Origin of the sequence: Enterobacter cloacae complex sp. 302F9, assembly GCF_050030335.1 — a bacterium.
GTDB lineage: Bacteria > Pseudomonadota > Gammaproteobacteria > Enterobacterales > Enterobacteriaceae > Enterobacter > Enterobacter hormaechei_C.
The window spans coordinates 2,039,692-2,065,989 of record NZ_JBLGUC010000001.1; the positions used below are offsets into that span (position 1 = coordinate 2,039,692).

Here is a 26,298-nt window from a genome sequence, read left to right on the forward strand (position 1 = left end):
TCTCACCACACGGTTAACACGGCAAGGCCAAGACAGACGGAGAGGGTAAACAGGGAGAGATCCATTAACATCGGGTGCCAGATTTCACCAGAATACATCCAGTCGCGCAGCAGACGATGCGCAATGAGCCAGATTACAAAACCGACCATCACGGCTTTAAACAGTGGCGGAAAGTAGACCGATGCGCCAACAATCAAATCCTGGAGGGGCAACCCTGCGGAGAAGGAAAACAACGTCACAAGCAGCGATCCTTTGCGGTGGAATGAGGGCCACATTGGCAGATTTCAATGCGATGGCGCATTACCATTCAGTGTAAATCATCCTTTAAGGAATGATGAATACCGTGATTGCATTTGTTTTGGCAATACAAATACTGCAAACTATTCTAAAATCACTAAAATCACTTAGCAAGCTAATTATAAGGAGATGAAATTGGAATCGCCATTAGGTTCTGATCTGGCAAGGTTGGTACGCATCTGGCGTGCTCTGATTGACCATCGCCTGAAACCTCTGGAACTTACGCAGACGCACTGGGTTACGCTGCATAACATTCATCAGCTCCCGCCCGATCAGTCACAGATCCAACTGGCAAAAGCGATTGGAATTGAGCAGCCGTCTCTGGTGCGTACCCTTGACCAGCTGGAAGAGAAGGGACTCATCTCCCGACAAACCTGCGCCAGCGACCGTCGCGCCAAGCGGATCAAATTGACGGAAAAAGCGGCTCCGATTATCACTGAGATGGAAACCGTCATCAGTAAAACGCGAGGGGAGATCCTGGCCGGTATTTCCCCCGCTGAGCTGGAGATGCTGATCGGACTCATCGCCCGTCTTGAACAAAACATCCACGATTTACAGTCGCGCGACTGACGTTATTCACAGGCCTTGCTGGTGCAAGGCCTTTGTCATGTTCTGAACACCACCACCCGGTTGCGGCCCGTCTCTTTTGCCTCGTACATGGCTTTATCCGCGCTTTCCACACAGGTTTCAGCGCTGGTCTCCGGCGAGGTGGCGGTGAATACCCCCATACTGATAGTAATCGGTTCCGGGAGATAACCGCCGCTGCTAACGTTGTCGAAACCGCTCAATTTGAGACGTATGCGTTCGGCAACCTGTTGCGCAAGATCGGAAGGGGTATTTGTCAGCATGAGCACAAATTCTTCGCCGCCGATCCGCGCTGCGATATCCTGCGGTCGCACGGAATCGGTCAACAGGTTTGAGACAAACTGTAAAACCTTATCCCCCTGCAAATGGCCGTAGCAGTCGTTAATGCGTTTGAAACGGTCAAGATCGCTCACGATCACCGATACCGGGTGCGCCAGGGTTGCTGTACTCAGCGCGTGGTTTAATGAATCATAGAAATAGCTACGATTATACAGACGGGTGAGGGGATCGCGGATCGAGTTTTGATAAGACTCCTGATATTTTACATGCGAGTCACGATACAAATTAAATACATCGGAAAGTAAGATGAAGATAATGATTAATGTAGCGACAGTTTCGAATAACCGTGCCCGGTACCATGAAATATCTTCAGCGTGTCCGCCTAACAATAGCATGAGCAGGGTGACGATATAACACACGCATAAAAAATTGCCGCCGACCCAAAACAAATTCCTCACGCGGGTAATGGCCATCAGGGTGATTAACGTTACTACCCACAGGACGATCAAAATGATATTAATCGCCTGACTCCAGAGAACCATAAACTGTCGGGTTTCATTGTCTACCAGGTCCAGTGTGAGCAGGGTTGAATGGCTGGAATAGAACAATGCCAGCCCAAGCATACTGCCCGTAAAGAGCGAGGCGCCGACAACGATACCGATGTGGGTGCTTCGTGAGAGAGCGGACGTACGCAGGGTATACAGCAATGCCGAGATGATTATCAGCACCGCCATTAAAAAGTGGCGGAACATATAGAAAATCATGGCGTCATTATAGTTCGCCACGTTGAACTGATAGAGATCAAGCCAGGCCGGGAAGCTGGACAGAGTCCCCACCATCAATAACGCTGAGCCGGCAAAGGCCAGGGCGATGGGAACAAGATATAATCGCCTTCTGTCGCACCAGTATTTCATTGCCATAAAACAGGCAATAAACAGATGAAACACCAGAAGAAATATCGTCAGCGTAGGGAAAAACAAAGGTGAAAACGAAGGAACCCATTCAACAAGTTTTATAAAAAAAGCTTGTAATACGGCAATGATAACAATGCATCCAAGCGCGAAGGCCACAAAGCGGTTCTTTACAAATCGACAGATCGCAAGCATAGAGAATTTAAAAATTAAAAAAGAAAAGAGATTGCGAAGAGTCTAAGTGAGGGAAATAAAAAATACTTTGCGCACGGACAAGAACAGATGAAATGAATAATTCACCGTGTGAATGTATTGTGCAAATATATTGTTGGAAACGATGATTTTGTTAAATGGATGCGGTCTGAACAGACCACATCCATCAGGATATTAGCGCGGGGAGACGGTAACCTGGCTGCCGTTGCTTGCCAGTACAACACGCTGGCCAGCAGAGAAGCGGGTGTTACCCTGTTTCTGCACAACCATAATGGTGCTGCCATCGTCTTTACGGATTTCCAGCTCAACGCCCTGAGTTTTGTTCATCGCGCCCTGAACGCCCTGACCCGCTACGCCGCCTGCAACTGCGCCCGCTGCGGTAGCCAGAGAACGTCCGGTGCCGCCGCCAATGGTATTACCCAGGAAACCACCCAGCACAGCACCACCGATTGCGCCCACCACGTTCGTGTCATCGCCACCCTGAATCTGAACAGGACGGGCATTAACGATAGTACCGTATGTCACGTTCTGTACCTGTTTAGCTTCAGAAGCACTATATACGTCGCCGGAGAGTGAACTGTCATTCACACAACCCGCCAGTGTTAAACCAATCAGCGAAACGCCCAGTACACGTAAAATCATTTGACTCTCCTGTTCACCAAAAAACGCCCGGTTGGGGCATCCGTTATGGCTAAATTATATGGCATTCCTGACCACAGTTCATATCTTTGCATGCCGAATAGATAAATTTTACTTCAGCAGGGCTTAACGGGACATAAACAAAAACCGTCTGTGCTACAGGTCTGAGATTGTTAAAAAATATTATCACCGCATAGCAAAGCCGCGTTATTTATGATGGAGTGTTTGCACTTAGCCCATGTAACGTAAGGAAAGCGCATGAAATCGGGTCGCTATATCGGTGTGATGTCTGGTACCAGTCTTGACGGTGTGGATGTCGTTCTGGCCGCCATTGATGAAAACATGGTGGCGCAGCAGGCAAGCCTGACCTGGCCTATTCCTGTCTCGTTAAAAGAAGAGATCCTGAACATCTGCCAGGGACAACAGCTGACGCTTTCCCAACTGGGCCAACTGGATGTGCGTCTGGGGGCGCTGTTTGCTGAGGCGGTACTGGCCCTGATGCAGCAGGAAAGACTCCACCCGCGGGATATCGTGGCAATAGGTTGCCATGGGCAGACCGTCTGGCATGAACCTGTCGGCGAGGCGCCGCACACGATGCAAATTGGCGATAACAACCAGATTGTGGCAAAAACCGGCGTGACGGTGGTGGGTGATTTCCGTCGTCGCGACATGGCCCTCGGCGGGCAGGGGGCGCCGCTGGTTCCGGCATTTCATCAGGCGCTGCTGGCGCACCCGGTAGAGCGCAGGATGGTCCTGAACATCGGCGGGATCGCCAACCTGTCGATGCTTATTCCCGGGCAGCCCGTGCGGGGGTACGATACCGGACCCGGTAATATGCTGATGGATGCCTGGATCTGGCGTCAGAGCGGTAAAGCCTACGACAAAGACGCGCAGTGGGCCAGCCAGGGGAAAGTGATCCTTCCCTTGCTGCAAACCCTGTTAAGCGATCCTTTCTTTGCTCTGCCCGCGCCGAAAAGCACGGGGCGGGAATATTTCAACTACGGCTGGCTTGAACGTCAGCTGGCGCGCTTCCCCGGTCTTGCGCCTCAGGATGTGCAGGCTACGCTGACGGAGCTCACCGCGGTGTCGATTTCTGAACAGGTGTTGCTGAGCGGCGGATGTGAGCGCTTGCTGGTATGCGGAGGCGGAAGCCGCAACCCGCTGGTGATGGCACGCCTCGCCGCCTTGCTGCCGGGCACCGAAGTCACGACCACTGATGAAGCCGGGATCAGCGGAGACGATATGGAAGCGCTGGCCTTCGCCTGGCTTGCCTGGCGTACGGTTGCCGGTCTGCCGGGGAATTTACCCTCCGTAACCGGTGCGCGGGAGGCGAGCATCCTTGGGGCCATTTTCCCCGCAAACCCGCGCCATAATCAGAGTTAACTGAAATTCAGCGGGAGGCGTAACCCGTAAAATAGGGAAAAACAGGAGGGCGGTTAGGCCCTCCAGGACCAGGATAGTCTTCGGAATCTGCCCATGAAAAAACTTCTTCTCATTGCTGTACCTTTTCTTATGACCGGATGCAGCGTCTATAACCAGTTCGTTGAGCGTATGCAAACCGATACGCTGGAATATCGTTGTGATGAAAAACCGCTGACGGTGAAGCTGAACAACCCGCATCAGGAAGCCAGCTTTGTTTATGACAATAAGTTGTTAACGCTGAAGCAGGGAATGTCGGCCTCCGGTGCGCGCTACTCAGACGGGATCTACGTCTTCTGGTCGAAAGGCGACAGCGCCACCGTCTACAAGCGTGACCGCATTGTGCTGAACAATTGTCAGCTTGAAAATCCGAAGCGTTGAGATTTTTGAAGGGGGCGCGCACAATAGCGCCACCCAATCTCACTTTCAGCTAACGCCATGGCAGATAACGACGAACTACAGCAAATTGCGCATCTGCGCCGTGAATACACCAAAGGCGGTCTGCGCCGCCAGGATCTTCCCGCCGAACCGCTGGTGCTTTTTGAACGCTGGCTGAAGCAGGCCTGCGAAGCGAAACTGGCTGACCCGACGGCAATGGTCGTTGCCACGGTTGATGAAAATGGTCAGCCGTATCAACGCATCGTTCTTCTCAAGCATTATGACGAGAAAGGGCTGGTGTTCTACACCAACCTTGGCAGTCGTAAAGCGCATCACCTGGAAAATAATCCGCGTATTAGCCTGCTCTTCCCGTGGCATATGCTGGAGCGCCAGGTGATGGTCACCGGCAAGGCGGAGCGCCTCTCTACGCTCGAAGTGGTAAAATATTTCCACAGCCGCCCGCGCGACAGTCAGATCGGCGCCTGGGTCTCTAAACAGTCCAGCCGAATCTCAGCCCGCGGCGTGCTGGAGAGTAAATTCCTCGAACTCAAACAGAAGTTTCAGCAGGGTGAAGTACCGCTGCCGAGTTTCTGGGGCGGGTTCCGCATCCCCATTGAACAGATTGAGTTCTGGCAGGGCGGTGAACACCGTCTCCACGACCGCTTTTTATACCAGCGCGACAACGGTGGCTGGAAAATCGACAGACTGGCCCCGTAATCCCCAAAATTTGTTGATTTAAGCGCTAGCGCACACCGCGCTGGCGCTTTATTCTATGGTCCTTTCGCATCAGGCGAAAAGTCGTGTACCGGCAAAGGTGCAGTCGTTTATACATGGAGAATTTGATGGCAAGCAGTAACTTGATTAAACAATTGCAAGAGCGGGGCCTCGTGGCCCAGGTGACGGACGAGGAAGCGTTAGCAGAGCGACTGGCGCAAGGCCCGATCGCGCTCTATTGCGGCTTCGATCCCACCGCTGACAGCTTGCATTTGGGGCATCTTGTTCCATTGTTATGCCTGAAACGCTTCCAGATGGCCGGCCATAAGCCTGTCGCACTGGTTGGCGGCGCGACCGGTCTGATTGGCGACCCAAGTTTCAAAGCCGCTGAGCGTAAGCTGAATACCGAAGACACCGTGCAGGAGTGGGTGGATAAGATCCGTAAACAGGTTGCACCGTTCCTGGATTTCGACTGCGGTGACAACTCTGCGATTGCGGCGAACAACTACGACTGGTTTGGTGGCATGAACGTGCTGACGTTCCTGCGTGACATCGGCAAACACTTCTCTGTTAACCAGATGATTAACAAAGAAGCAGTGAAGCAGCGTCTTAACCGTGACGATCAGGGTATTTCTTTCACCGAATTCTCCTACAACCTGTTGCAGGGGTATGACTTCGCCTGCCTGAACAAACTGCACGGCGTCTCTCTGCAAATTGGCGGTTCCGACCAGTGGGGTAACATCACCTCCGGTATCGATCTGACCCGTCGCCTCCACCAGAATCAGGTGTTTGGTCTGACCGTGCCGTTGATCACCAAAGCCGACGGTACCAAGTTCGGTAAGACCGAAGGCGGCGCGGTATGGCTGGATCCGAAGAAAACCAGCCCGTACAAGTTCTACCAGTTCTGGATCAACACGGCGGATGCCGACGTTTATCGCTTCCTGAAGTTCTTCACCTTTATGGATATCGAAGAAATCAATGCGCTGGAAGAAGAAGACAAGAACAGCGGTAAAGCACCACGCGCCCAGTACGTGCTGGCGGACGAAGTGACTAAACTGGTTCACGGCGAAGAAGGTCTGGCGGCGGCGAAGCGCATTACGGCTAGCCTGTTCAACGGAACCCTGAGCGATTTAAGCGAAGCGGATTTCGAACAGCTGGCGCAGGATGGCGTGCCGATGGTTGAGATGGAAAAAGGCGCCGATCTGATGCAGGCGCTGGTGGACTCCGAGCTCCAGCCGTCTCGCGGTCAGGCGCGTAAAACCATCGCCTCTAACGCGATCACCATTAATGGCGAAAAACAGGCCGATCCGGAATACACCTTTACCGAGAACGACCGTCTCTATGGTCGCTACACGCTGCTGCGTCGCGGTAAGAAAAATTACTGCCTGGTCTGCTGGAAGTAATTAAAAGTATGCAGGGGCGTGGGAAACCACGCCCCTTTTGTTTTGACAGGGTTTGGTAAGTACAACATGAAGAACATCCTCGCCATTCAGTCCCACGTTGTGTTTGGACATGCTGGCAACAGCGCTGCGGAATTCCCGATGCGCCGCCTCGGCGTTAACGTCTGGCCCCTCAATACCGTCCAGTTCTCGAATCACACCCAGTACGGTAAATGGACCGGCTGCGTAATGCCGCCGTCGCATCTGACGGAAATCGTTCAGGGGATTGCGGATATCGACCAGCTTAAACGCTGCGATGCCGTACTGAGCGGCTATCTGGGTTCGGCGGAGCAGGGGGAACATATCCTCGGCATTGTGCGCCAGGTGAAAGCGGCAAACCCAGCGGCGAAATATTTCTGCGATCCGGTGATGGGACATCCGGAAAAAGGCTGCATCGTAGCGCCGGGCGTTGCGGAGTTTCATGTCCGTCATGCATTGCCCGCCAGCGATATTATTGCCCCCAACCTGATTGAACTTGAGATCCTGTGCGAGCATCCGGTCAACAGCGTAGAAGAGGCTGTAAGCGCCTCTCGCGAGCTGATCGCCCAGGGGCCAGAGATTGTGCTGGTTAAACACCTGGCACGCGCAGGGTTGAGCCAGGACCGTTTTGAAATGCTGCTGGTAACGAAGGATGAAGCCTGGCATATCAGTCGACCGCTGGTGGATTTCGGTGCACGTCAGCCTGTCGGGGTCGGGGATGTGACCAGCGGTTTGCTGCTGGTGAAGCTATTGCAGGGCGCGAGCCTGCGCGATGCGCTGGAGCACGTCACCGCAGCCGTTTATGAAATCATGATTGCGACGAAGACGATGCAGGAATATGAGCTCCAGGTCGTCGCGGCGCAGGATCGCATCGCGAAGCCGGAGCACTATTTTAGCGCAACGCAGCTTTAGAAAACGCCCGGCGGCGCTGCGCTTGCACGGGCCTACGGAATTTATAGGCCGGGTAAGCGTCAGCGCCACCCGGCAATCCAGGCCGCTCGGTTAATTCAACCCTTCCGCTTTCAGCGCCGCTGCCACCGCAGGACGCTCCGCCACGCGCGTCATATACGATGCGACATGGTCTAATCCTTCCATGTTCAGCTTAACCGCGCGCGCCCAGCGCAGAACGGTAAACAGATAGGCATCGGCGATGGTGAAACGCGAGCCACAGATCCACTGGTCGTCTTTCAGCGCGTCGTTAACGTACTGCAACTTTTTCTCCAGCAGCGCGCGCACGGTAGGTTTGTACTCTTCCGGCGTGTCCGGGCGGAACAGGGGCGTAAAGCCTTTGTGCAGTTCGGTGGCAATATAGTTCAGCCACTCCAGCGTTTTATAACGCGCAATGCTGCCGGTGGGGGCAAGGAGCTGACGATCCGGTACGTTGTCCGCCAGGAATTGCATAATCGCCACCCCTTCGGTCAGCAGGGTGCCATCATCCAGCAGCAGGGCCGGAACCTGGCCTTTTGGGTTAATCGCAAAAAAGTCATCCCCGTTTTCCAGACGCTTTTTCATCAGGTCAACGCCGTCCAGCGTGAAATCTTTACCGCTCTCGCGAAGCGTAATATGGGAAGCAAGAGAGCAGGCGCCCGGTTTATAGAACAGTTTCATCGGTAACTCCTTTTTGCTGAGGTTCCAGCTATGTTAGTGCGCGTTCGGATAAAAAAAAAGCCGCTAATCAATTAGCGGCTTCTGTTCAGTCGTTTCCCGATGACATTACGCGTTCGCGGTTTTGATCGCTTTAGCGGATTTGTCGTCGTCCTGGGTCATACGATTCAGTTTAGGTGCGGTCAGCAGCATCAGCACGGCAATCACGGCGGTCGCGATACCAATTTGCATGAACACGGTGCCGTAGACATTCAGGGAAACCAGCGGGTCGGTAACGTTGTCTGGTACCGCCATCAGGTTCGCAATCTTACCTGCGATGATAGCCGCGCCAGCGGTGGTCAGGAACCAGCTACCCATGATGAAGCCCATCAGACGCTGAGGGACCAGCTGCGCAACCATCGCCAGGCCCAGACCGGAGATCATCAGTTCACCGATGGATTGCAGCGCATAGCTCAGGATCAGCCAGTTAACAGACACGATACCCGCGTCGGTCGCGAATTTCGTCCCCAGCGGCAGCACCAGGAACGCGCCAGAGCACAGCACCATACCGATAGCGAACTTGTGCGGCATAGGCAGACGGTCGCCCATCTTGTTATAGATAGCGGCCAGAATCGGGCTACCAATCATGATCCAGAACGGGTTCAGGGCCTGATACTGCTCCGGCTCGAACGCGATACCAAGGATGGAGTGCTCAACGTTGCGGATAGCGAAGAAGTTCAGAGACGTTGGCATCTGGCTGTACAGAACGAAGAAGATGATCGCTTCCAGCATCAGGATGAACGCCACAATCATCTTACGACGTGCCGCACCCTGCATCGCAAAGGCTTCTTTCGCGAAGATAAACACGATACCCAGCGCAACCACGCCCAGTACGGCACGTGCAACGCCCTGGTTGTGCAGCAGCCAGGTGGCGACAGCGGCCAGGATCACGATGCCGACGATGGTTGCCAGCAGTTTGCCCATGTGCACGGGTTCGAAGTCTGGTTTTGAACCGTAGTCTTTAACCCAGCTACGGCAGAACAGGAAGTTCACAACGGTGATCAGCATACCCACGAAGCTCAGCGCAAACGCTACGCTCCAGCCGAATTTTGCGGCCAGCCATGGGGTTGCCAGCATAGAGAAGAAGGAACCGATGTTGATGGACATGTAGTACATGGTAAATGCACCGTCCAGACGTGGGTCATCTTTGCTGTAGCAGGTAGAGAGCAGGGAAGACGGGTTCGCCTTGAAGAGGCCGTTACCTACCGCGATGGTAGCCATGCCCATGTAAACCACACCTGCATCGTGCCCGGACCAGGCAACCAGCCCATAGCCAATCGCCAGAACAACGGCGCCCAGCATAATGACTCGTTTAGTACCGAGGACTTTATCGCCTAACCAGCCGCCGATAGCGACCAGGCCATACACCAGGGCGCTGAAGGAAGAGAACAGCGTGATGGAATCGGCTTCAGACATACCCAGTTGTTTAACCAGGTAAACCGCCATGATCCCTTGCAGGCCGTAGTAGCCAAAACGCTCCCATAATTCGATAGAGAAAATGAGATAGAACGCTTTAGGCTGTTTGAAAGCGTTAAGACTTACGCTCTCATCTGTTGGTTTATTGTTTGCAGTAGACACATATACCTCTTTTTTTACATCCCATATTAACGGGGGTGTTCATAGCGTGATGACCGTAGTCCATCCGCTTTATAGTTATATTGGGAGGGGAAACGGCGGGTAATGTTCACTATCCAGCCCCATCTGGCAATACGTTTGTAATAATCTGTTACATATAACTCTGGCGGTATAATCATCGGTTCATGCAAATGTTATACAGCGTTAAATCTCATCCGTTCAAAATTGATGGTTTTTTTCACTGTAATCGACCCTATCCAACGGCTGTATGGCGATATGTTCTGCTATTTTGGGTGATTGGCAGTGATATAGCCCATATTCTGAAAAATGACTGGTCTTATGTGCGGTATGGGATCGATGAAATCTTGTCTGACAAAGGGGTTGGGCGGGTTTTAACAACAAAAATCCAACATCAGGTTATCAGAGTGATCGCGATCACAGATGTATAGAAATTTTTGGTGATGAAAAAACTATTAACCTGTTTGAGTGTTAAATGACCGAAGAATCGACAATGCGTTAAGGAGAAAGAGAGGGCAATTTATGGTCAATCGGGAAGATATCAGAGCCCTTGTTAATATTAAGGGCTTGAACAGGTAAGAAGTAAGGTGGTTTACGCTCAGGGATAGACTTTTTCTTTGTATTCGCAGAGATCTTCGATAATGCAGGAACCGCAGCGTGGCTTACGAGCAATACAGGTATACCGTCCGTGCAGGATCAGCCAGTGGTGGCAGTCCACCTTAAATTCCGCCGGGACCACTTTTAAAAGCTTCTCTTCCACCTCTTCCACGTTTTTACCCGGCGCGAACCGGGTACGGTTAGAGACGCGAAAGATATGGGTATCCACGGCGATGGTCGGCCAGCCAAACGCCGTGTTCAGCACCACATTTGCCGTTTTACGCCCGACGCCCGGCAACGCTTCCAGCGCAGCGCGGTCTTCCGGGACGTCACCGCCGTGCTGCTCCAGCAGGATCCGGCAGGTCTTAATGACGTTTTCGGCCTTGCTGTTAAACAGGCCAATGGTCTTGATATAGGATTTCACACCTTCAACGCCCAGCTCCAGCATGGCCTGCGGCGTATTGGCGACAGGGTAGAGCAGGGCCGTGGCTTTGTTGACGCTCACGTCCGTCGCCTGTGCAGAGAGCAGCACTGCGATCAACAGTTCAAACGGCGAGTTAAAGTTCAGCTCTGTCGTAGGATGAGGATTCTCATCGCGCAGGCGCGTCAGGATCGCAATGCGTTTCTCTTTATTCATACTGCTTTCTCGGGGATCCCTTCCTGTACGCTGCGCTCAGCGGCGCGGCGTTTACGTTTTTCATCAATCAGGTATTTTATCGCCAGCATCATCCCAAGGCCAATGAAGGCGCCAGGCGGCAGCATGGCCAGCAGGAACGGGGTGTCCGTATGGAACACCTCAATACGCAGCGACTTCGCCCAGCCGCCAAGCAGCGCGTCCGCACCGTCGAAGAGCGTACCGTTGCCCAAAATTTCACGCAGAGAGCCGAGGACGAACATGGCGGCAGTCGCGCCCATGCCGATGGAAAACCCATCCAGCGCGGATATGGCCGGATTGTTTTTCACCGCGAAGGCTTCAGCGCGGCCTACGACAATACAGTTAGTCACGATAAGCGGAATGAAAATCCCGAGCGACTGGTACAGGCCAAATGCGTAGGCGTTAATCAGCATTTGCACCACGCTGACCACCGACGCAATAATCATGACATAGATCGGAATACGGATTTCCGACGGCGTCCAGCGGCGCAAAACAGAAATGGAAAAGTTAGTCAGGGTGAGCACCAGCGTGGTCGCCAGCCCCAGCCCGAGCGCGTTGGTGGCGGTAGACGTCACCGCCAGCAGCGGACACAGCCCCAGCAGCTGTACCAGCGCGGAGTTGTTCTTCCAGAGACCCTGGACGATAACCTCTTTAACCTGGCTCATGGTCACTCCTCACAGGTGGAAAGATGATTGATCTGCGCGGGCAGCGTTTCGGCATACAGCCCGGCGCGCTTGACGGCGTTGACCACCGCGCGCGGGGTAATCGTGGCACCCGTGAACTGGTCAAACTCGCCGCCATCTTTTTTCACCGCGAAAGCAGGATCGTCTTCGCCATGAATCATCTTACCGGCGAAGTGTAAGATCCAGTCGCTTAAGCGTGTTTCAATTTTGTCGCCAAGACCCGGCGTTTCGTGATGTTCCGTCACGCGCGTGCCCAGCACGGTGCCGGAAAAATCGCTGCCAACCAGCAGCTGAATCGCACCGGAGTAACCGTCCGGCGCGGTGGCTTCCATGACGGCACCCACGGGATTATCGCCCTTGCGGGCAATATAAACGCGATGGGGTCCTTTACCGAGCTGCGGAGCCTGTACGACAAAGCAGCTTTTTTGCAGGTCATTATCGTAGAGGTCGGATGGGATCACCTGATCGAACAGCGTCTTTTGCTGCTTCATTGCCTGCTCTGCAATGGTAGTTTTCGTCAGTTCATTCACCAGCGCGGTCAGCCCGGTGAGGGCGGCAGCGAAGATCGCCAGCGTAACGCCGTGTTTTTGCATTGTTTTTAGCATGGCGTGACCCTTAGCGATGACCGTACACGCGTGGCCGCGTATAGTAGTCGATGAGCGGAACGGTGATGTTAGCCAGCAGCACGGCAAATGCCACGCCGTCCGGATAACCGCCAAAGCTGCGAATAAGCCAGACCAGCAAACCCGCCAGCGCGCCGAAAATCAGACGTCCTCGGTTGGTGGTAGAGGCGGTGACCGGATCGGTCAGAATAAAGAATGCCCCGAGCATGGTCGCGCCGGAGAGCAGATGGAGCTGCGGGCTGGCCAGTGACTCAGGTGAGATGACCCAGCCGAGCGTCGAGCAGACGGCCAGCGTCACCAGGAAACTCACCGGAATATGCCAGCGGATTGCCTTCTGTTGCAGCAGGAACGCGCCGCCCAACAAATAGGCCAGATTGACCCACTGCCAGCCAGCACCCGCCAGTACGCCGCTGTAAATAGACGATTTCATCACCTGCTCCACGCTGTGTCCGGCACGCAGGGAGGTTTTGAAGGTATCGAGCGGGGTGGCCTGGCTGATGCCGTCCACGCCCATGCGAAGCGCGTTCATATCTGCGCCCAGCGCGGTGTGGCCGGTAAAGATAACGTGCAGGGCATCCATAAAGCCGGGGACGGTGGCGGCGATCTCATGCGGCGGCAGCCAGCTGGTCATCTGTACCGGGAAGGAGATCAGCAGTACCACGTAGCCAATCATCGCCGGGTTAAACGGGTTATGGCCCAGCCCGCCGTACAGCTGCTTGGCGATGATCACCGCAAACACCGTTCCCAATACCACCATCCACCACGGAGCGAACGGGGGAATGCTGATGGCCAGCAACAGGCCGGTCAACAGGGCGGAGTTATCGCTCAGGATGCGAGTCACTTCCATTTTGCGCAGCTTCAGGATCGCTGCTTCCGCTGCGACGGCACTGGCGCAACCCAGAACTAACTGGAAAAGCGTACCCCAGCCGAAAAACCCACACTGTACGGCAATACCTGGCAGCGCGGCCAGGCACACCAGCATCATAATACGCGATGTCTGGCGCTGGTTATGGGTATAAGGGGAACTTGCAATTCTGAAAACCATTTAATCCTCGTTAACGGCTTGCTGCGCGGCTTTCTTTGCCTGAACGCGCGCAATCGCGGCGGCGACTGCGGCTTTGCGTGGATCGTCGTTGGCGGCCGCAGGCCGTTCGTCCTGCTGTGCCGCTTTTCGTGCTTTGGCACGGGCGATGGCCGCTTCAACGGCGGCTTTACGCGGGTCGACAGGCGCTTCACTCTCTTCGGCAGGCTGAACCTGTGCCGCTTTTCGTGCTTTGGCACGGGCGATAGCGGCTTCAACGGCCGCCTTGCGCGGATCCGTCGCTTCCTGTTCAACCACCACTGTCTGCTGACCGGCCTTACGGGCTTTTGCCCTGGCGATAGCCGCTTCCACCGCCGCTTTACGCGGGTCGATGTCGGCTTCCGGTTTGGCGTGTTGCGCTTTCTCCGCCTGACGCGCGCGAGCTTCGGCTTTACGCGCTTCGCGGGCCGCAATCGCTTCGCTGTTGTCCGGTCTTTCTCCCGGAGCGATCACAACCGTCTGGGCGGCGGTGGCTTTCTTCTCGCGCACGCGGGCCAGGGCTGCGTTAATGGCATCCTGATCTTTCGCCGCAGGCTGGACGGCAGCCTGCTTATGGCGTTCCTGACGGGCTTGTTTCTCGCGCTCCAGTCGCGCCTGACGCGCTTCAAAGCGGGCCTTCGCTTCAGCGGCACGTTTTTCTTCCATGGAGATGGCGTAGATTTCAGCTTTCTCCTGACGGAAGTATTGCACCAGCGGAATATTGCTTGGGCAGACCCAGGCGCAGGCACCGCATTCAATACAGTCAGCCAGGTTATGCGCCTGGGCTTTATCGTGCAGCTGGCCTTTGCTGTACCAGTACAACTGCTGCGGCAGTAAATCTGCCGGGCATGCGTCCGCACAGGCGCTACAGCGTATGCAGCCTTTCTCTTCCTGCGTTTCGCCCATCTCCGTTGGGGAAGGGGCGAGCAGGCAGTTGGTAATCTTCACCACCGGCACATCCAGCCACGGCAGGGTAAAGCCCATCAGCGGGCCACCCATAATGACCAGTTGATCGCTACCCGGGCAGAAGCCAGCCTGTTCCAGCAGATGACGCACCGGCGTACCCAGACGCGCCCAGACGTTGCCGGGACGGGAGACGGACTCACCGGTCAGCGTGACGACGCGCTCGGTCAATGGCTCGCCGTCAATCACCGCACGTTTCACCGCGTAGGCGGTTCCCACGTTTTGCATCAGCACGCCGATGTCGGACGAACGGCCCCCGTGGGGGACCTGTTTGCCGGTCAGGATCTGCGTCAGCTGTTTTGCCCCGCCGGACGGGTATTTGGTCGGGATCACTCGCAGGGCGATATCGTGGCTGTCCGCCAGTACCGCACGCAGCATCGAAATGGCCTGCGGTTTATTGTCCTCAATACCGATCAGCACTTCGCGGGGTTGCAGAATATGCGCAAGAATGCGAATCCCTTCCACCACCTGCGCGGCACAGTCCTGCATCAGACGGTCATCGGCGGTGATGTACGGTTCGCACTCGGCGGCGTTGATGATCAGCGTTTCGATTTTATCGCCGCCGCCGTGAAGCTTAGCGCCGGTCGGGAAGCCTGCGCCTCCCAGACCCGCCACGCCGAACTGATGAATGCGTTCAATCAGCGCTTCACGGCTGTGGGAACGGTAGTCGCTCCAGCCGTCACGATCGATCCAGCGGTCTTCACCATCGGCTTCAATGATCACGCTCAGCTCAGACAACGCCGACGGATGGGCAACGGTATGGGGGGCAACAGCCACCACCTTACCGGAAGTCGGGGCATGTATCGGCAACATCCGTCCGCGACCAAAGGTCAGCGGCTGGCCGCGAAGAACGCTATCGCCTTCTTTCACGCACAGTTCACCTTCCGCGCCGATATGCTGTTTAAGGGGCATAACGTAACGGGTCGCCAGCGGGATCTGGCGCAGCGGCGTGCCGTTAGACTGCGATTTCATCTCAGGCGGATGAATGCCGCCGTCGAAATCCCAGATCTTCTCTTTTCTGAAGGCAGAAAATAACTTAAGCATGTTGTTCCACAGGAATATTGCGAACCGGAATGGTCTGAAGGTCCCACTTCCAGCTTTCAGTAGTCGTTTCAACCGGGCGTAGTTCTATACACTGCGTCGGGCAGGGCGCCACGCAGAGATTACAGCCGGTGCACAGATCCGCCACAACGGTGTGCATCGCGCGCGTTGCGCCCACAATGGCGTCAACAGGACACGCCTGAATACATTTGGTGCAGCCAATGCAGTTGGCTTCGTCGATGACAGCAAGGGCACGAACGGGCTCCTGGGCCTGTTCATCGCCGTCGACAGGCTGGGGATCGACGTTCAGCAGGGCAGCTATTTTAAGCATGACCGCTTCGCCACCCGGTGCGCAGCGGTTGATCTTTTCGCCCTGCACGCCCACCGCCTCAGCGTAAGGGCGGCAGCCAGGGTAGCCGCACTGCCCGCACTGGCTCTGGGGTAAAAGTTCATCAATTTTTTCAACCACCGGATCGTCCTCCACCGCAAACCGGCGGGAGGCATAACCCAGAATGATGCCAAAGACGAGTCCCAGTACGCTGATGGACGCGATGGCAATCCAGATAGCACTCATTACAACTTCACCAGACCACTAAAGCCCATAAAGGCCAGAGACATTAAACCTGCGGTCACCAGAGCGATGGCGTTACCGCGAAACGGCGCGGGAATATCCGCCGCGGCCAGACGCTCGCGAATCGAGGCGAACAGGACCATAACAAAAGAGAAACCGACCGCCGCGGAAAAACCGTACAGCGCCGATTGCAGGAAATTATGCCCAAGGTTGATATTGAGCAGCGCCACGCCCAGCACCGCGCAGTTGGTGGTGATGAGAGGCAGGAAAATGCCCAGCAGGCGATACAGGGCAGGGCTGGTTTTCCGCACCACCATCTCGGTAAATTGCACCACAACCGCAATGACCAGAATAAAGGACAAGGTGCGCAGGTAGAGCATGTCGAGCGGGATCAGGATCCAGGTATCAATCAGCCATGCGCAAATGGAGGCCATCGTCATCACGAAGGTGGTCGCCAGCCCCATGCCCATTGCCGTCTCCAGCTTTTTGGAGACGCCCATAAACGGGCACAGGCCAAGGAACTTCACCAGTACGAAGTTATTAACCAGCACAGTTCCGACAAAGAGCAGTAAGTAATCGGTCATTATTTAGCCTGAAATAAAATAGCCGCCTATTATCGGATAAACGACAACAGGCCACAACAGGTTAACTGTAAGGTTATTACGGGTTGACAAAGGTCTTCTTAACGCGCGTCGAACGCTTGAAATAAGGGACCAGAAGCGCCGTCGCCAGTAGCGGAAACAGTAACTGGCGAACCGCCAGCGCGTCAGACACTGGCGAGAAAGCGAATGCTTTGACAGCCAGCAGCACGGAGACCAGCAGCCAGATAATGTAATGTTTTGGCACGTTTTTGCGGCGTTTGAAGAAGGCGATAGTCAGCCACAGCGTGTAGTACCACATCGCGATCGCGAAAACGAACGACACAAACCACGTTGCAATATTGAGCGCACTCTGGGACATCAGTGTCTGGATAGCATGAGGCGTAACCAGTGCGGTGGTGTATAGCAACAGCGCCAGCGAAGCGCTTAATAATGCCACCAGCAGCCATGCCAGCGGGGCGATTAACCAGCCCCCAATTCTCTCTCCAGGCAATGCGGTCATACGCTCTCCCATAGTCTGCGCGAAATGTTATACAGAAATTTGCAGGGCGGAGAGTATATAACATTTCACGCCGAAGGCTACTTTCTTATACAACGTAACGCCATACGGATTTAGGCACTTCCCCCACATTGAACAGACGACCGCCAGAGACCAGTTCGGCGCGACGATGGTCAGCAGCGCGGTACATATTGATGATGTCCTGATTATCCGACAGCGTGTAGTTCAGATGGTCAAACAGTTTTTCCAGGCTTTCAAGGGAATTGATCTTGCGAAATTTTAATAAATAGTCCTGAACTGTCATATTAATAAGTTTCCATATAAAAGGGTAATACCCATAAAGGTAATGCGTTCGAATAATAAACGGATTAATAAAGACGTAAACTGTCCACTCGGGTAACGCGACGAAATTAGGAGTTTTCTTTGCGAAGATTCAGGCATCAGCAGATGCCTGGAAGAGAAGGGTAACCCCGTTCATTACGGCTGGCAATACGTACCATGACGTAATGTGTCACGCTTTATGACGACACGGCTTACTTTTGTTGTGCGACAGTAACAGGCTCCGGCGGCTGGTAGTTATCGATATGGCTGGCAATGCCGAGCAACACGACTGAAACTCCAAGGACAATCCATCCCGCTAATTCAATGATTCGATTAATTATTGACGACATAATTTGTGTTTGTAATTTATCCATAAATACAGATTACAAATGTTACAGCGCCCTTTTCGCCAGAGCAAGCGCTTTGGGAACGATTCCCCAGCCCCCTATACACACTTTAATGCGAGGTAACAAAAAACGCTGTCGCGAGATGCTATTTTAACTCACAGGGCACATTATTAATCTGTGCGTTAAGCACAAGGCCAGTGATAAATAAGCGCACAGCGAGGGGGCAAACGATGAGTGAAAACATCCGCGTCGGTCTTATTGGCTACGGGTACGCAAGCAAAACCTTTCATGCACCGCTGGTTGCCGGCACGCCGGGAATGGAACTGGCGGCTATCACAAGCAGCGATGAGACTAAGGTCCGCGCCGACTGGCCAGCCGTGCCGGTGGTAACGGAGCCTAAGCATCTGTTTAACGATCCTAATATTGACCTTATTGTCATTCCTACTCCTAACGACACTCATTTCCCCTTGGCGAAAGCGGCGCTGGAGGCAGGGAAACATGTTGTTGTCGATAAGCCCTTCACCGTGACGTTGTCACAGGCGCGCGAGCTGGATGCGCTGGCGCGAAGTCTGGGTCGGTTATTATCGGTCTTTCACAATCGGCGCTGGGACAGCGATTTCCTGACGGTTAAGGCGCTGATAAACGAAGGTACGCTCGGCGAAATTGCCTTTTTTGAGTCGCATTTCGATCGTTATCGTCCGCAGGTGCGAGATCGCTGGCGCGAGCAGGCGGGACCGGGTAGCGGCATCTGGTATGACTTAGCGCCGCATCTTCTCGATCAGGCCGTTCATCTGTTTGGTCTGCCCGTGAGCATGACGGTCGATTTAGCGCAGCTCAGGCCGGGGGCGCAGACCACCGACTACTTCCATGCCATTTTGAGTTATCCGCAGCGGCGCATTGTGCTGCACGGGACAATGCTAGCGGCGGCGGAATCGGCGCGCTATATCATTCACGGGGCGCGCGGCAGCTATGTGAAGTTCGGCCTGGATCCGCAGGAAGAGCGCCTCAAAAATGGCGAACGCTTACCGCAGGAGGACTGGGGCTACGACATGCGCGACGGGGTGGTGACGCGTGCGGAGGGGGAGGTACTGGTTGAAGAGACGGTATTGACCCTGCCGGGGAACTATCCGGCGTATTACGCCGCCATTCGTGACGCGCTGAACGGTTCAGGTGAAAATCCGGTTCCCGCAAGCCAGGCAATCCAGATTATGGAGCTCATCGAGCTCGGGATCGAATCTGCCAAACATCGCGCAACGCTCTGTCTGGCATAAGTGCCAAACGCTTTCGTAGGCCGGGTAAGCGCAGCGCCACCCGGCAGTAAAGAGGACTACTGAGCAACTTTATCGCGCAGCGCCTGTTTCTCTTCAGGCGTCAGGAAGGCGATCTCCAGCCCGTTGATTTGCGCCTGACGGATCTGCTCGCGGCTCAGCCCGGCCTGTGGTGCGGCGATGTTGTATTCGTGAATAATATCCACGCCCTGAACCGCCGGATCGTCCGTGTTCAGCGAAGCCAGCACCCCGTGTTCGAGGAAGGTTTTCAGCGGGTGTTGCGCCAGCGACGCCACTGTACTGGTCTGAATATTGGAGGTCAGGCAGGATTCGATTCCAATACGTTGTTCGGCGAGGAAATCCATCAGCGCGCGATCTTCAATGGCTTTCACGCCATGACCTATACGTTCCGCACCCAGCTCACGAATGGCCTGCCAGATGCTTTCCGGCCCCGCGGCTTCCCCCGCATGAACGGTAATATGCCATCCTGCATCACGTGCGCGGTTGAAATGAGACAGGAACAGACTGCCCGGGAAGCCCAGCTCGTCACCGGCCAGGTCGATGGCGGTGATCTGGTCGCGATGCGCCAGTAATGCTTCCAGCTCCTGAAGACAGGCCGCTTCACCGAAGGTACGGCTCATAATGCCGATCAAACGCGCCTGAACGTCAAAGGTTTTGCAGCCTTCACGCACGCCTTCAATGACCGCTTCAACCACGCCCGCTACGGGGAGGTTGTGGGTCATCGCCATATAGCCCGGGGAGAAACGCAGTTCGACATAGTGCAGGCCGTTACGCGCGGCATCTTCGATGTTTTCAAAGGCGACACGGCGACAGGCATCGACCGAGGCCAGCATCTTCACGCCCCAGTCGAGCTTGCTCAGAAAACTCACCAGATCCGGTTCGTTCGACGTGACCTGAACATGCGGGATCAGGGTTTCAAGCGTTTCGGCAGGGAGGGTTAAATTGAACTGGCGACCAAGATCGAGAATGGTTTGGGCACGAATGTTTCCGTCGAGGTGGCGGTGAATATCAGTTAAAGGCAGGCGTGTATCAATCATGGTCGCACTCTTTGCTGGTTAAAGTGCGCCATATTATAAAAACAAAACGGGGTAAAAAGCTATTTGCGCAAGGGAATATTCCGTTGCGCAAATGATTTACAGCAGAGTGTTGATGCCGGCGATAAGGCGTTGAACGCCCTGTTCAAGCTTACTACGCGGACAGCCGGCGTTCAGACGCACATAGCCTTTACCTTCATCCCCATAGGTATATCCCGGCATGATGGCCACTTTTTGCTGATCAATCAGCACGTTTTGCAGCGTATTGTCATCAATGCCAAGCGGGCTGAGATCGATCCATGCCAGATAGGTGGCCTCGGGCGGTTGCCAGTTGAGTGTCGGAAATGCAGTATTCAGTTCGTCAGCAATGTAGCGCAGGTTTTCTTCGAGATAGGTCCGCAGCGCGTCCAGCCAGGGTTCTCCCTGTCGGTAGGCAGCAATGTGCGCGGTCAGCGCCAGCACGGAAGGGGAAGAGAGTCCGTCCCGACCTTTTAATGCATTCAGATAGGCGCTACGGCTGGCGTCATCGGCGATAAGCCCCCAGGCACCCGTCAGCGCCGGAATGTTGAAGCTTTTGGAACCCGAGGTCAGCAGCGCCCATTTACCGCGCGCAACCTCATTCCACGGGGTATGACGATGCGTGCCCCATACCATGTCCATATGAATTTCGTCGCTGATCACCGCTACGTCATAACGTTCACACAGGGCCGCCATTGTGGTCAGCTCTTCCCGCGTCCAGACTTTGCCGGTCGGGTTTTGCGGGCTACACAGCAGCAGCACCTTGTTTTCCGGTTTTGACAGCGCCGCTTCCAGCCCGGCCATATTGCCCTCCCAGCCATGCGCTGTTTTCTGCATCGGCACGGAAACAACGGTACGCTGGTTGCCTTCGATGGCTTTATAAAAGGCATCGTAAGCCGGGGTATGGACCACCACGCCGTCGCCAGGCGAGGACCAGAGGCGGATCAGCTCCGAGACCATATAAATGACCGACGGCCCATACACCACGGTTTCGGTATCAATCTGACTGTTAAAGCGTTGCCGGAACCAGTGCGCCACGGCGGCCAGAAATTCGTCATTTTTCCAGCGACTGTAGCCAAACACCCCGTGGTTTATTCGCTGGTGCAGCGCATCGGTAATGCAGGGGGCGGTGGCGAAATCCATATCAGAGATGGTGAAGGGCAGCAGGTCGGCAGCGCCAAAACGGTCAGCGACATAATCCCACTGGGTACACCAGGTGCCGTGTCGATCCACGACGGTAGAAAAATCAAACATGACGGTGCTCCGTAAAGTAAAACCCCCTCATGACGAGGGGGGCGAGGCATCAGGCTTCGACGGTTCGCATCAGGGTTGCCAGCTCATCCTTCACTGACTGTACCTGCGGGCCAATGACGACCTGCAAATTGTGTTGATTTAACTGTACCACCCCAATAGCCCGGTTAGCTTTAAGTGCGTTGGTATCCACTTTGGACATGTCCGCCACCGACAAACGCAGGCGGGTGATGCAGTTATCCAGAGAGGTAATGTTATCCGCACCGCCCAGCGCCGCCAGAATAGCCGGCGTGTTATATCCGGATTTCCCAACGGTACCGGCTACCGCCTGTTCAACGCTGGTGGCCGTATCGGTATCGCGGCCAGGCGTTTTCAGGTTAAAGTGGGTGATGGCGAAGCGGAAGATCCCGTAGTAAACCGCGAACCAGATGGCGGCCACAACCGGCACCAGATACCACTTGGTGGACAGGCCGTGCAGGATACCGAAGACCACGAAGTCAATCACGTTACCGTCGGTGTTACCGATGGTCACACCGAGCACAGCCATCACGGTAAAGCCCAGGCCCGTCAGTACGGCGTGGATGAGGTACAGTACCGGCGCTACGAACAGGAACAGGAACTCGATAGGTTCTGTCGTACCGCCCACCACGCAGGCAATAACGCCGGAGATCAGCAGACCTTTAATTTTATGACGATTTTCCGGACGGGCACAGTGGTATATCGCCAGCGCTGCGCCCGGCAGGCCGCCGAGGAAGGCAGGCATTTTACCCTGAGAGAGGAAACGCGTCGCACTTTCAGAGAAGCCGTGAGTGGTCGGGCAGCTCAGCTGGGCCTGGAAGATGGTCAGCGCACCGCTAACGGAATGACCGCAAACGTCCATGGTACCGCCGGCTTCGGTAAAGCGGATCAGGGCAACCAGTATATGCTGTAAACCAAATGGCAGCAGCAGACGTTCACCCGTACCGAAAATCATCGGGCCGAAATCACCCGCGCCGTTGATAATGCGGCCGATACCGGTGATCCCCATGGCAAAAATCGGCCAAATCAGAGGGATGATCAGACCAAACAGACCCATCACAACCAGCGTAATGATTGGCACAAAGCGGGTCCCGCCGAAGAAGGCCAGCGCATCGGGCAGGCGGATGTTGTGGAAGCGCTCGTGCAGCATCCAGATAATCACCCCCGCGATCACGGCTCCAAGGATCCCGGTATCGATGGACTGAATACCAATCACGCTCTGAATGTTATTGGCTTTCAGTACCGCCGCGTCGGTCGTGGGCAGGATCCCTTTGGCAGTCAGCCAGAAGTTAACCGCAAGGTTCATGACCGCATAGCCAACGAAGCCCGCAAACGCCGCCACGCCTTTATTTTCGCGCGCCAGACCCAGAGGAATGGCGATACAGAACATTACCGGCAGGAAGCTAAAGGCAAAAGAGCCGACCTTGCTCATCCAGATGAATCATGATTGAAGTGATATTAATATGTTAAATCAGATAGTTAAGGTTATGCGGTTTTTCTATGGGGCATCAGTGGGGCATTTTGAGTAAATGATGCGTTCAAAATGCCCACCTGGTCATGGTTATTCTCGGTCATCCATTTACCGTAAACCGTGAATAGCATTTGCGCTGACGAATGGCCCATCTGGTGCGCAACGAAATTTGGGTTCGCTCCGGCGACCAGTGCCCAGCACGCATATGTGTTCCTGGTTTCATAAGACCGTCTTTGTCGGACGCCTGCACGACGCAGGGCAGTGCGCCAGGCTGAATTAATGGATCCGGGGACGTAGCACATCGTCTTCTTACCGTTCACTGAAGTAATGGACGGCGAGAATATAAAGGTGCATTCATCGGTTCTCTTTTTTTTGTATTCCCGTAGGCTGACGCTTACCTTGTGGGATGCCATCATTCTGGTCAGTGGCATTTGCGCCTTGAGTGCATCAATTGCTGGCTGGGTCAGCTGTATTGTTCGAATCCCGGCGTTGGTTTTTGGCAGGGTGAAGTTTCCCTTCAGGGAATAGTTCCGTGACACTTTAACAGTCCAGTTGACAGTATCCACATCCTCCCAGGATAACGCGCTTAGTTCGCCATGCCTGACACCTGTATTTACCGCAAAGATAACCATATTCTGAAACTGTAGCGTTGGGCAGGCCGCAACCACTCTCTGATACTCATCAGAAGTAAGAGGATCTGGAATGGGTCTTTCTTTTGCGAGAGGGGTAATACCTGCCATCAGATCGGTTTTCAGGTAGCCACTTTTGAAAGCAAAGCTCAGCATCCCGCCAAGGCATGCCATATAGCTATTGACTGTAGGAACGCTTCTTCCCTTTTTGGGTGGATGATTTAGGCCATGTCTGGTCTTCTGCCAGCCGTTCAGTAGCTCCTTCCTGGCACTAAGGATATCTTCAGTGTTCAGGCTGCCGATATACCTGTGCTCACCAATTGTTTCGATAGTGGTTGTGAGGTGGCAATCGTAACGCCTCAACGTCCCGAGGCTAAGCTCCATCTCTTTAAGCCCAAGCCATTTCGATTTCAGTTCAAGTAGTGAGATTTGCTTTCTGACAGTGCTGAATTTCTCTGCGTTCGATGAATCAGGGAATTGCGAGGCATAATTGAATGTGCCTGTCTTTATCGCAAAGCAGACTGAAGCCCGAAGTTCGCCTGCCATTTTCCTGTTTTTTGGCGTGTCAGGAACGCCGAGATTTTCCCTGACACGCTTCCCCTGATATATGAACCATATGCGTAACGATTCGCCATGAACCTCTACGCCTGTTGGGTATGCTGCCATAATCATTCCTCGTTTGATGTGCCAAAGGACATTTAAGCAGATATTCTCCGGCGTTTCGCTGGGCTTTGGTGCTCGATCCAGTGGTTTATCTCATCGCGGTTATACATGATTGGGCTGTTTTGCTTAGGTGCCATATCAGGGGCAACATGGCGATAATGCTTTCCCTCCATCCAGGTAGACCGGCGGGCATGCTGAATCATGTGCTTTGACATGCCGGTTGTCGCAGTTAAAAGTTCCTCTGTGACCCATTTATTCGGTACCAACTGAATAATGTCGCTCATGGTTTTCTCCAGGCAAAAAGAAGCCGCCCGTAGGCGGCAATAACATCAAGGGATGTGAGGCGGTGCATCGCACCCAATAGCCAGCTCATAACTGGCTATCAGTTGCGTCATGCTTTGATGTGGAGGCGCGGCTCCCCGTCTTTCGGTTCCGGCCACTGGCGCGCCATATTCACCTTCAGCTTTTCTTCCAGCGCCGCGGTGATTTGCTCATCGGTGATACCGGCGCGCCGCTGTGCGTCCCATAGCAGGAACTGCAAATCAGCCCATTCGCTGAGGTCGCCAGGATCGGCGGCAGCTTCCAGCGCTTCTTTCGAAAGGTGTTTCAGCGGTCCGATAGGGCCGACATTACCGAAGGTCTTTTCTGACCATTCAGCGTGGCGCCGCCGGATCAGGTTTCTGGTGAACTGTGATTTCTTCGATTCGTAAGGTTTCACGCTCTCTCCTCATGCCGCACGCTGGGCGCGCAGCTTCTTCAGGTGTTCTGCTGTTTCGATTTCTTCTGCGATCCGCTCAGCCTGTGCTTTAGTCAGCGGTTCAAATTCGTGTTGAAAGCGGCCCATGCTGGCAATGCAGGTGCGGCCGTTGCGGATGTAGTGGATGACTTCGTGGGTAGCGCGGAGGATTTTGCAGGGCGCGCCGTGGGGATCGGCATACCAGGTATTAGGCTGTATTATCCTGAACATTGGCTGACTCCTGCATCATGAGGAAGACAATCATTGCGGCACGAAGTGGGTTATCGTTAAAGCTATATGCATCGTTGGGATGAAAAGCCTCGGCCCCCCAACCGCCTCTTTTGTCCGCTTCGCTCATTGCGTAAATGCTGATTTTATTTGCGGTGATAATCGGCCATGCATCTGCCGGGTCGCTTGTAAATGAAAAACCATATTGCACGCGCTTTGGTGTGCCCTCGTTTATTACGAAACACGCCCTTCCAGAAACGTCATAACAATTCCAATTTTTTATATCTGGATGAATGCAAATGGAAACTCGTTTGTTAATTTCAAAGTCGCTCAACTTGCTGTAATCCATCACATCCCCCTCTGCTTATTCCTCAATTCGATAACACCCTGGCAACTGGCGCACGTCTGGCAGCCGGGAACGGCAGCGCGCCGAGGCTCGGGAATAAGTTCGTCGCATTCTTCACAACGCTCAGCTGATACGGCGTTACGGTCGATGCGGTGAGCGGAAAGGGCAGCGTTACGCTGAAGCTCTTCAATCTCTGCTGCGGTATCGATGATATCGGCCATGGTCAATGCTCCCGGAACAGTCGGTTAATTCGGTTGAAGGTGAACGCCAGCAACAAAAAAGGCCGCTTTAGCGACCTGGTGATTAGTGCCTTCATGCTGCACCTCCATCATTCTTCTCGGCTTCGACTGCCATCTGCTCAAGCCGTTGAGATAGCTCGGCGGCCAGCGTCTGGAATTCTTCCTCGGTCGCCACCGGGATCGGCACAAAGCGAATTCCGATGTGCGCCAGATGGTTGGCTATTTCGAGGCTTTTCCTCAAATCAACTGGAGAGGCTCTGTTCATGCGGCACGCTCCAGTTCTGCGAGCCCACCGCGCACTGCATCAATGATGCGTTCGAGGTACTG

General features: G+C 54.4%; 30 protein-coding genes and 2 pseudogenes. 7 read left to right on the plus strand and 25 right to left on the minus strand.

Annotated elements, in window-relative coordinates:
- Positions 1–2 precede the first annotated feature (2 nt).
- Complete coding sequence (locus ACQG0T_RS09805) at positions 3–239, minus strand: DUF1656 domain-containing protein (protein WP_003857607.1); 237 nt, start codon at positions 237–239, stop codon at positions 3–5.
- Between the two features lie 187 nt (positions 240–426).
- Here ACQG0T_RS09805 and slyA point away from each other — a divergent pair, with 187 nt between their 5' ends.
- Complete coding sequence (slyA, locus tag ACQG0T_RS09810) at positions 427–867, plus strand: transcriptional regulator SlyA (protein ID WP_006808997.1); 441 nt, start codon at positions 427–429, stop codon at positions 865–867.
- Positions 868–902: 35 nt separating this feature from the next.
- Here the strand turns inward: slyA and ACQG0T_RS09815 are convergent, their stop codons facing one another.
- Together ACQG0T_RS09815 and slyB are read right to left on the minus strand one after the other, a co-directional pair.
- The gene (locus tag ACQG0T_RS09815) at positions 903–2,267 is read right to left on the minus strand and encodes a sensor domain-containing diguanylate cyclase (RefSeq protein WP_023303565.1); all 1,365 of its coding nucleotides are present in this window, start codon (positions 2,265–2,267) and stop codon (positions 903–905) included.
- A 192-nt stretch (positions 2,268–2,459) separates the two neighbouring features.
- A complete protein-coding gene (gene slyB, locus ACQG0T_RS09820) occupies positions 2,460–2,927 on the minus strand; it encodes an outer membrane lipoprotein SlyB (RefSeq protein ID WP_003857604.1) in 468 nt (155 codons plus the stop codon).
- 255 nt (positions 2,928–3,182) lie between these two features.
- On the opposite strand from slyB, the gene anmK reads away from it, so the two are divergent.
- The 5 genes from anmK (at position 3,183) to pdxY (ending at position 7,765) form a co-directional block, all read left to right on the plus strand.
- The gene (gene anmK, locus ACQG0T_RS09825; RefSeq protein ID WP_271040723.1) at positions 3,183–4,307 is read left to right on the plus strand and encodes an anhydro-N-acetylmuramic acid kinase; all 1,125 of its coding nucleotides are present in this window, start codon (positions 3,183–3,185) and stop codon (positions 4,305–4,307) included.
- A 93-nt stretch (positions 4,308–4,400) separates the two neighbouring features.
- Positions 4,401–4,724 carry a C-type lysozyme inhibitor gene (gene mliC / locus ACQG0T_RS09830; RefSeq protein ID WP_015570672.1) on the plus strand — a complete coding sequence of 108 codons (324 nt, stop codon included), beginning with the start codon at positions 4,401–4,403 and terminating at the stop codon, positions 4,722–4,724.
- A gap of 57 nt (positions 4,725–4,781) precedes the next feature.
- The gene (gene pdxH / locus ACQG0T_RS09835) at positions 4,782–5,438 is read left to right on the plus strand and encodes a pyridoxamine 5'-phosphate oxidase (RefSeq protein ID WP_252051492.1); all 657 of its coding nucleotides are present in this window, start codon (positions 4,782–4,784) and stop codon (positions 5,436–5,438) included.
- 125 nt (positions 5,439–5,563) lie between these two features.
- Positions 5,564–6,838, plus strand: a complete 1,275-nt coding sequence (gene tyrS, locus ACQG0T_RS09840) for a tyrosine--tRNA ligase (RefSeq protein WP_017384594.1) — start codon at positions 5,564–5,566, stop codon at positions 6,836–6,838.
- 66 nt (positions 6,839–6,904) lie between these two features.
- On the plus strand, positions 6,905–7,765 hold the full coding sequence (gene pdxY / locus ACQG0T_RS09845; protein ID WP_015570669.1) for a pyridoxal kinase PdxY: 861 nt from the start codon (positions 6,905–6,907) through the stop codon (positions 7,763–7,765).
- A gap of 90 nt (positions 7,766–7,855) precedes the next feature.
- Here the strand turns inward: pdxY and gstA are convergent, their stop codons facing one another.
- The 12 genes from gstA to blr form a co-directional block, all read right to left on the minus strand.
- Entirely contained in the window at positions 7,856–8,461 is a 606-nt protein-coding gene (gstA, locus tag ACQG0T_RS09850) for a glutathione transferase GstA (RefSeq protein ID WP_003857598.1), read from the minus strand.
- A gap of 105 nt (positions 8,462–8,566) precedes the next feature.
- Positions 8,567–10,075, minus strand: coding sequence for a dipeptide/tripeptide permease DtpA (gene dtpA / locus ACQG0T_RS09855; RefSeq protein ID WP_017693548.1), 1,509 nt, complete (start codon positions 10,073–10,075; stop codon positions 8,567–8,569).
- Between the two features lie 613 nt (positions 10,076–10,688).
- Positions 10,689–11,324 (minus strand): endonuclease III, encoded by a 636-nt coding sequence (gene nth, locus ACQG0T_RS09860; protein ID WP_033487095.1) that lies wholly within the window; start codon positions 11,322–11,324, stop codon positions 10,689–10,691.
- Entirely contained in the window at positions 11,321–12,007 is a 687-nt protein-coding gene (locus ACQG0T_RS09865) for an electron transport complex subunit E (RefSeq protein WP_058685807.1), read from the minus strand. Before ACQG0T_RS09865 ends, nth begins: the two co-directional genes overlap by 4 nt.
- A 2-nt stretch (positions 12,008–12,009) precedes the next feature.
- On the minus strand, positions 12,010–12,630 hold the full coding sequence (gene rsxG / locus ACQG0T_RS09870) for an electron transport complex subunit RsxG (protein ID WP_017384591.1): 621 nt from the start codon (positions 12,628–12,630) through the stop codon (positions 12,010–12,012).
- 10 nt (positions 12,631–12,640) lie between these two features.
- Entirely contained in the window at positions 12,641–13,693 is a 1,053-nt protein-coding gene (gene rsxD / locus ACQG0T_RS09875; RefSeq protein ID WP_252051496.1) for an electron transport complex subunit RsxD, read from the minus strand.
- Positions 13,694–15,715, minus strand: coding sequence for an electron transport complex subunit RsxC (rsxC, locus tag ACQG0T_RS09880; RefSeq protein WP_015570665.1), 2,022 nt, complete (start codon positions 15,713–15,715; stop codon positions 13,694–13,696). It abuts the gene before it with no gap.
- Positions 15,708–16,286 carry an electron transport complex subunit RsxB gene (gene rsxB, locus ACQG0T_RS09885; RefSeq protein ID WP_015570664.1) on the minus strand — a complete coding sequence of 193 codons (579 nt, stop codon included), beginning with the start codon at positions 16,284–16,286 and terminating at the stop codon, positions 15,708–15,710. The genes rsxC and rsxB overlap by 8 nt, the downstream gene beginning before the upstream one ends.
- Positions 16,286–16,867, minus strand: coding sequence for an electron transport complex subunit RsxA (rsxA, locus tag ACQG0T_RS09890; protein WP_000133206.1), 582 nt, complete (start codon positions 16,865–16,867; stop codon positions 16,286–16,288). Before rsxA ends, rsxB begins: the two co-directional genes overlap by 1 nt.
- Positions 16,868–16,943: 76 nt before the next feature.
- On the minus strand, positions 16,944–17,384 hold the full coding sequence (locus ACQG0T_RS09895; protein ID WP_017693547.1) for a DUF2569 domain-containing protein: 441 nt from the start codon (positions 17,382–17,384) through the stop codon (positions 16,944–16,946).
- An 85-nt stretch (positions 17,385–17,469) separates the two neighbouring features.
- Positions 17,470–17,685, minus strand: a complete 216-nt coding sequence (gene ydgT / locus ACQG0T_RS09900) for a transcription modulator YdgT (RefSeq protein WP_000217941.1) — start codon at positions 17,683–17,685, stop codon at positions 17,470–17,472.
- Positions 17,686–17,914: 229 nt separating this feature from the next.
- Entirely contained in the window at positions 17,915–18,040 is a 126-nt protein-coding gene (gene blr, locus ACQG0T_RS09905) for a division septum protein Blr (RefSeq protein WP_151884424.1), read from the minus strand.
- A gap of 239 nt (positions 18,041–18,279) precedes the next feature.
- On the opposite strand from blr, the gene ACQG0T_RS09910 reads away from it, so the two are divergent.
- Positions 18,280–19,320 (plus strand): oxidoreductase, encoded by a 1,041-nt coding sequence (locus ACQG0T_RS09910; protein WP_017693546.1) that lies wholly within the window; start codon positions 18,280–18,282, stop codon positions 19,318–19,320.
- Between the two features lie 56 nt (positions 19,321–19,376).
- On the opposite strand, the gene add is transcribed toward ACQG0T_RS09910, so the two are convergent.
- The 10 genes and pseudogenes from add to ACQG0T_RS09960 form a co-directional block, all read right to left on the minus strand.
- Positions 19,377–20,375 carry an adenosine deaminase gene (add, locus tag ACQG0T_RS09915; protein WP_015570661.1) on the minus strand — a complete coding sequence of 333 codons (999 nt, stop codon included), beginning with the start codon at positions 20,373–20,375 and terminating at the stop codon, positions 19,377–19,379.
- 96 nt (positions 20,376–20,471) lie between these two features.
- Positions 20,472–21,644, minus strand: coding sequence for a MalY/PatB family protein (locus tag ACQG0T_RS09920; RefSeq protein ID WP_023296393.1), 1,173 nt, complete (start codon positions 21,642–21,644; stop codon positions 20,472–20,474).
- 49 nt (positions 21,645–21,693) lie between these two features.
- Positions 21,694–23,100: pseudogene (gene malX, locus ACQG0T_RS09925) on the minus strand (maltose/glucose-specific PTS transporter subunit IIBC); the annotation flags it as partial.
- Positions 23,101–23,144: 44 nt separating this feature from the next.
- Positions 23,145–24,425, minus strand: coding sequence for an Arm DNA-binding domain-containing protein (locus ACQG0T_RS09930; RefSeq protein WP_426723778.1), 1,281 nt, complete (start codon positions 24,423–24,425; stop codon positions 23,145–23,147).
- Positions 24,426–24,457: 32 nt separating this feature from the next.
- Complete coding sequence (locus ACQG0T_RS09935; RefSeq protein ID WP_022650951.1) at positions 24,458–24,706, minus strand: excisionase family protein; 249 nt, start codon at positions 24,704–24,706, stop codon at positions 24,458–24,460.
- A gap of 113 nt (positions 24,707–24,819) precedes the next feature.
- Positions 24,820–25,092 (minus strand): annotated as a pseudogene (locus tag ACQG0T_RS09940) (DUF550 domain-containing protein); the annotation flags it as partial.
- Between the two features lie 57 nt (positions 25,093–25,149).
- On the minus strand, positions 25,150–25,389 hold the full coding sequence (locus tag ACQG0T_RS09945) for a DUF4222 domain-containing protein (protein WP_032103556.1): 240 nt from the start codon (positions 25,387–25,389) through the stop codon (positions 25,150–25,152).
- Positions 25,367–25,735 (minus strand): phage protein NinX family protein, encoded by a 369-nt coding sequence (locus ACQG0T_RS09950; RefSeq protein ID WP_426723779.1) that lies wholly within the window; start codon positions 25,733–25,735, stop codon positions 25,367–25,369. The genes ACQG0T_RS09945 and ACQG0T_RS09950 overlap by 23 nt, the downstream gene beginning before the upstream one ends.
- A complete protein-coding gene (locus ACQG0T_RS09955) occupies positions 25,735–25,953 on the minus strand; it encodes a TraR/DksA family transcriptional regulator (protein WP_252064082.1) in 219 nt (72 codons plus the stop codon). Before ACQG0T_RS09955 ends, ACQG0T_RS09950 begins: the two co-directional genes overlap by 1 nt.
- 91 nt (positions 25,954–26,044) lie before the next feature.
- Positions 26,045–26,236, minus strand: a complete 192-nt coding sequence (locus ACQG0T_RS09960) for a DUF1382 family protein (RefSeq protein WP_426723780.1) — start codon at positions 26,234–26,236, stop codon at positions 26,045–26,047.
- Positions 26,237–26,298 lie beyond the last annotated feature (62 nt).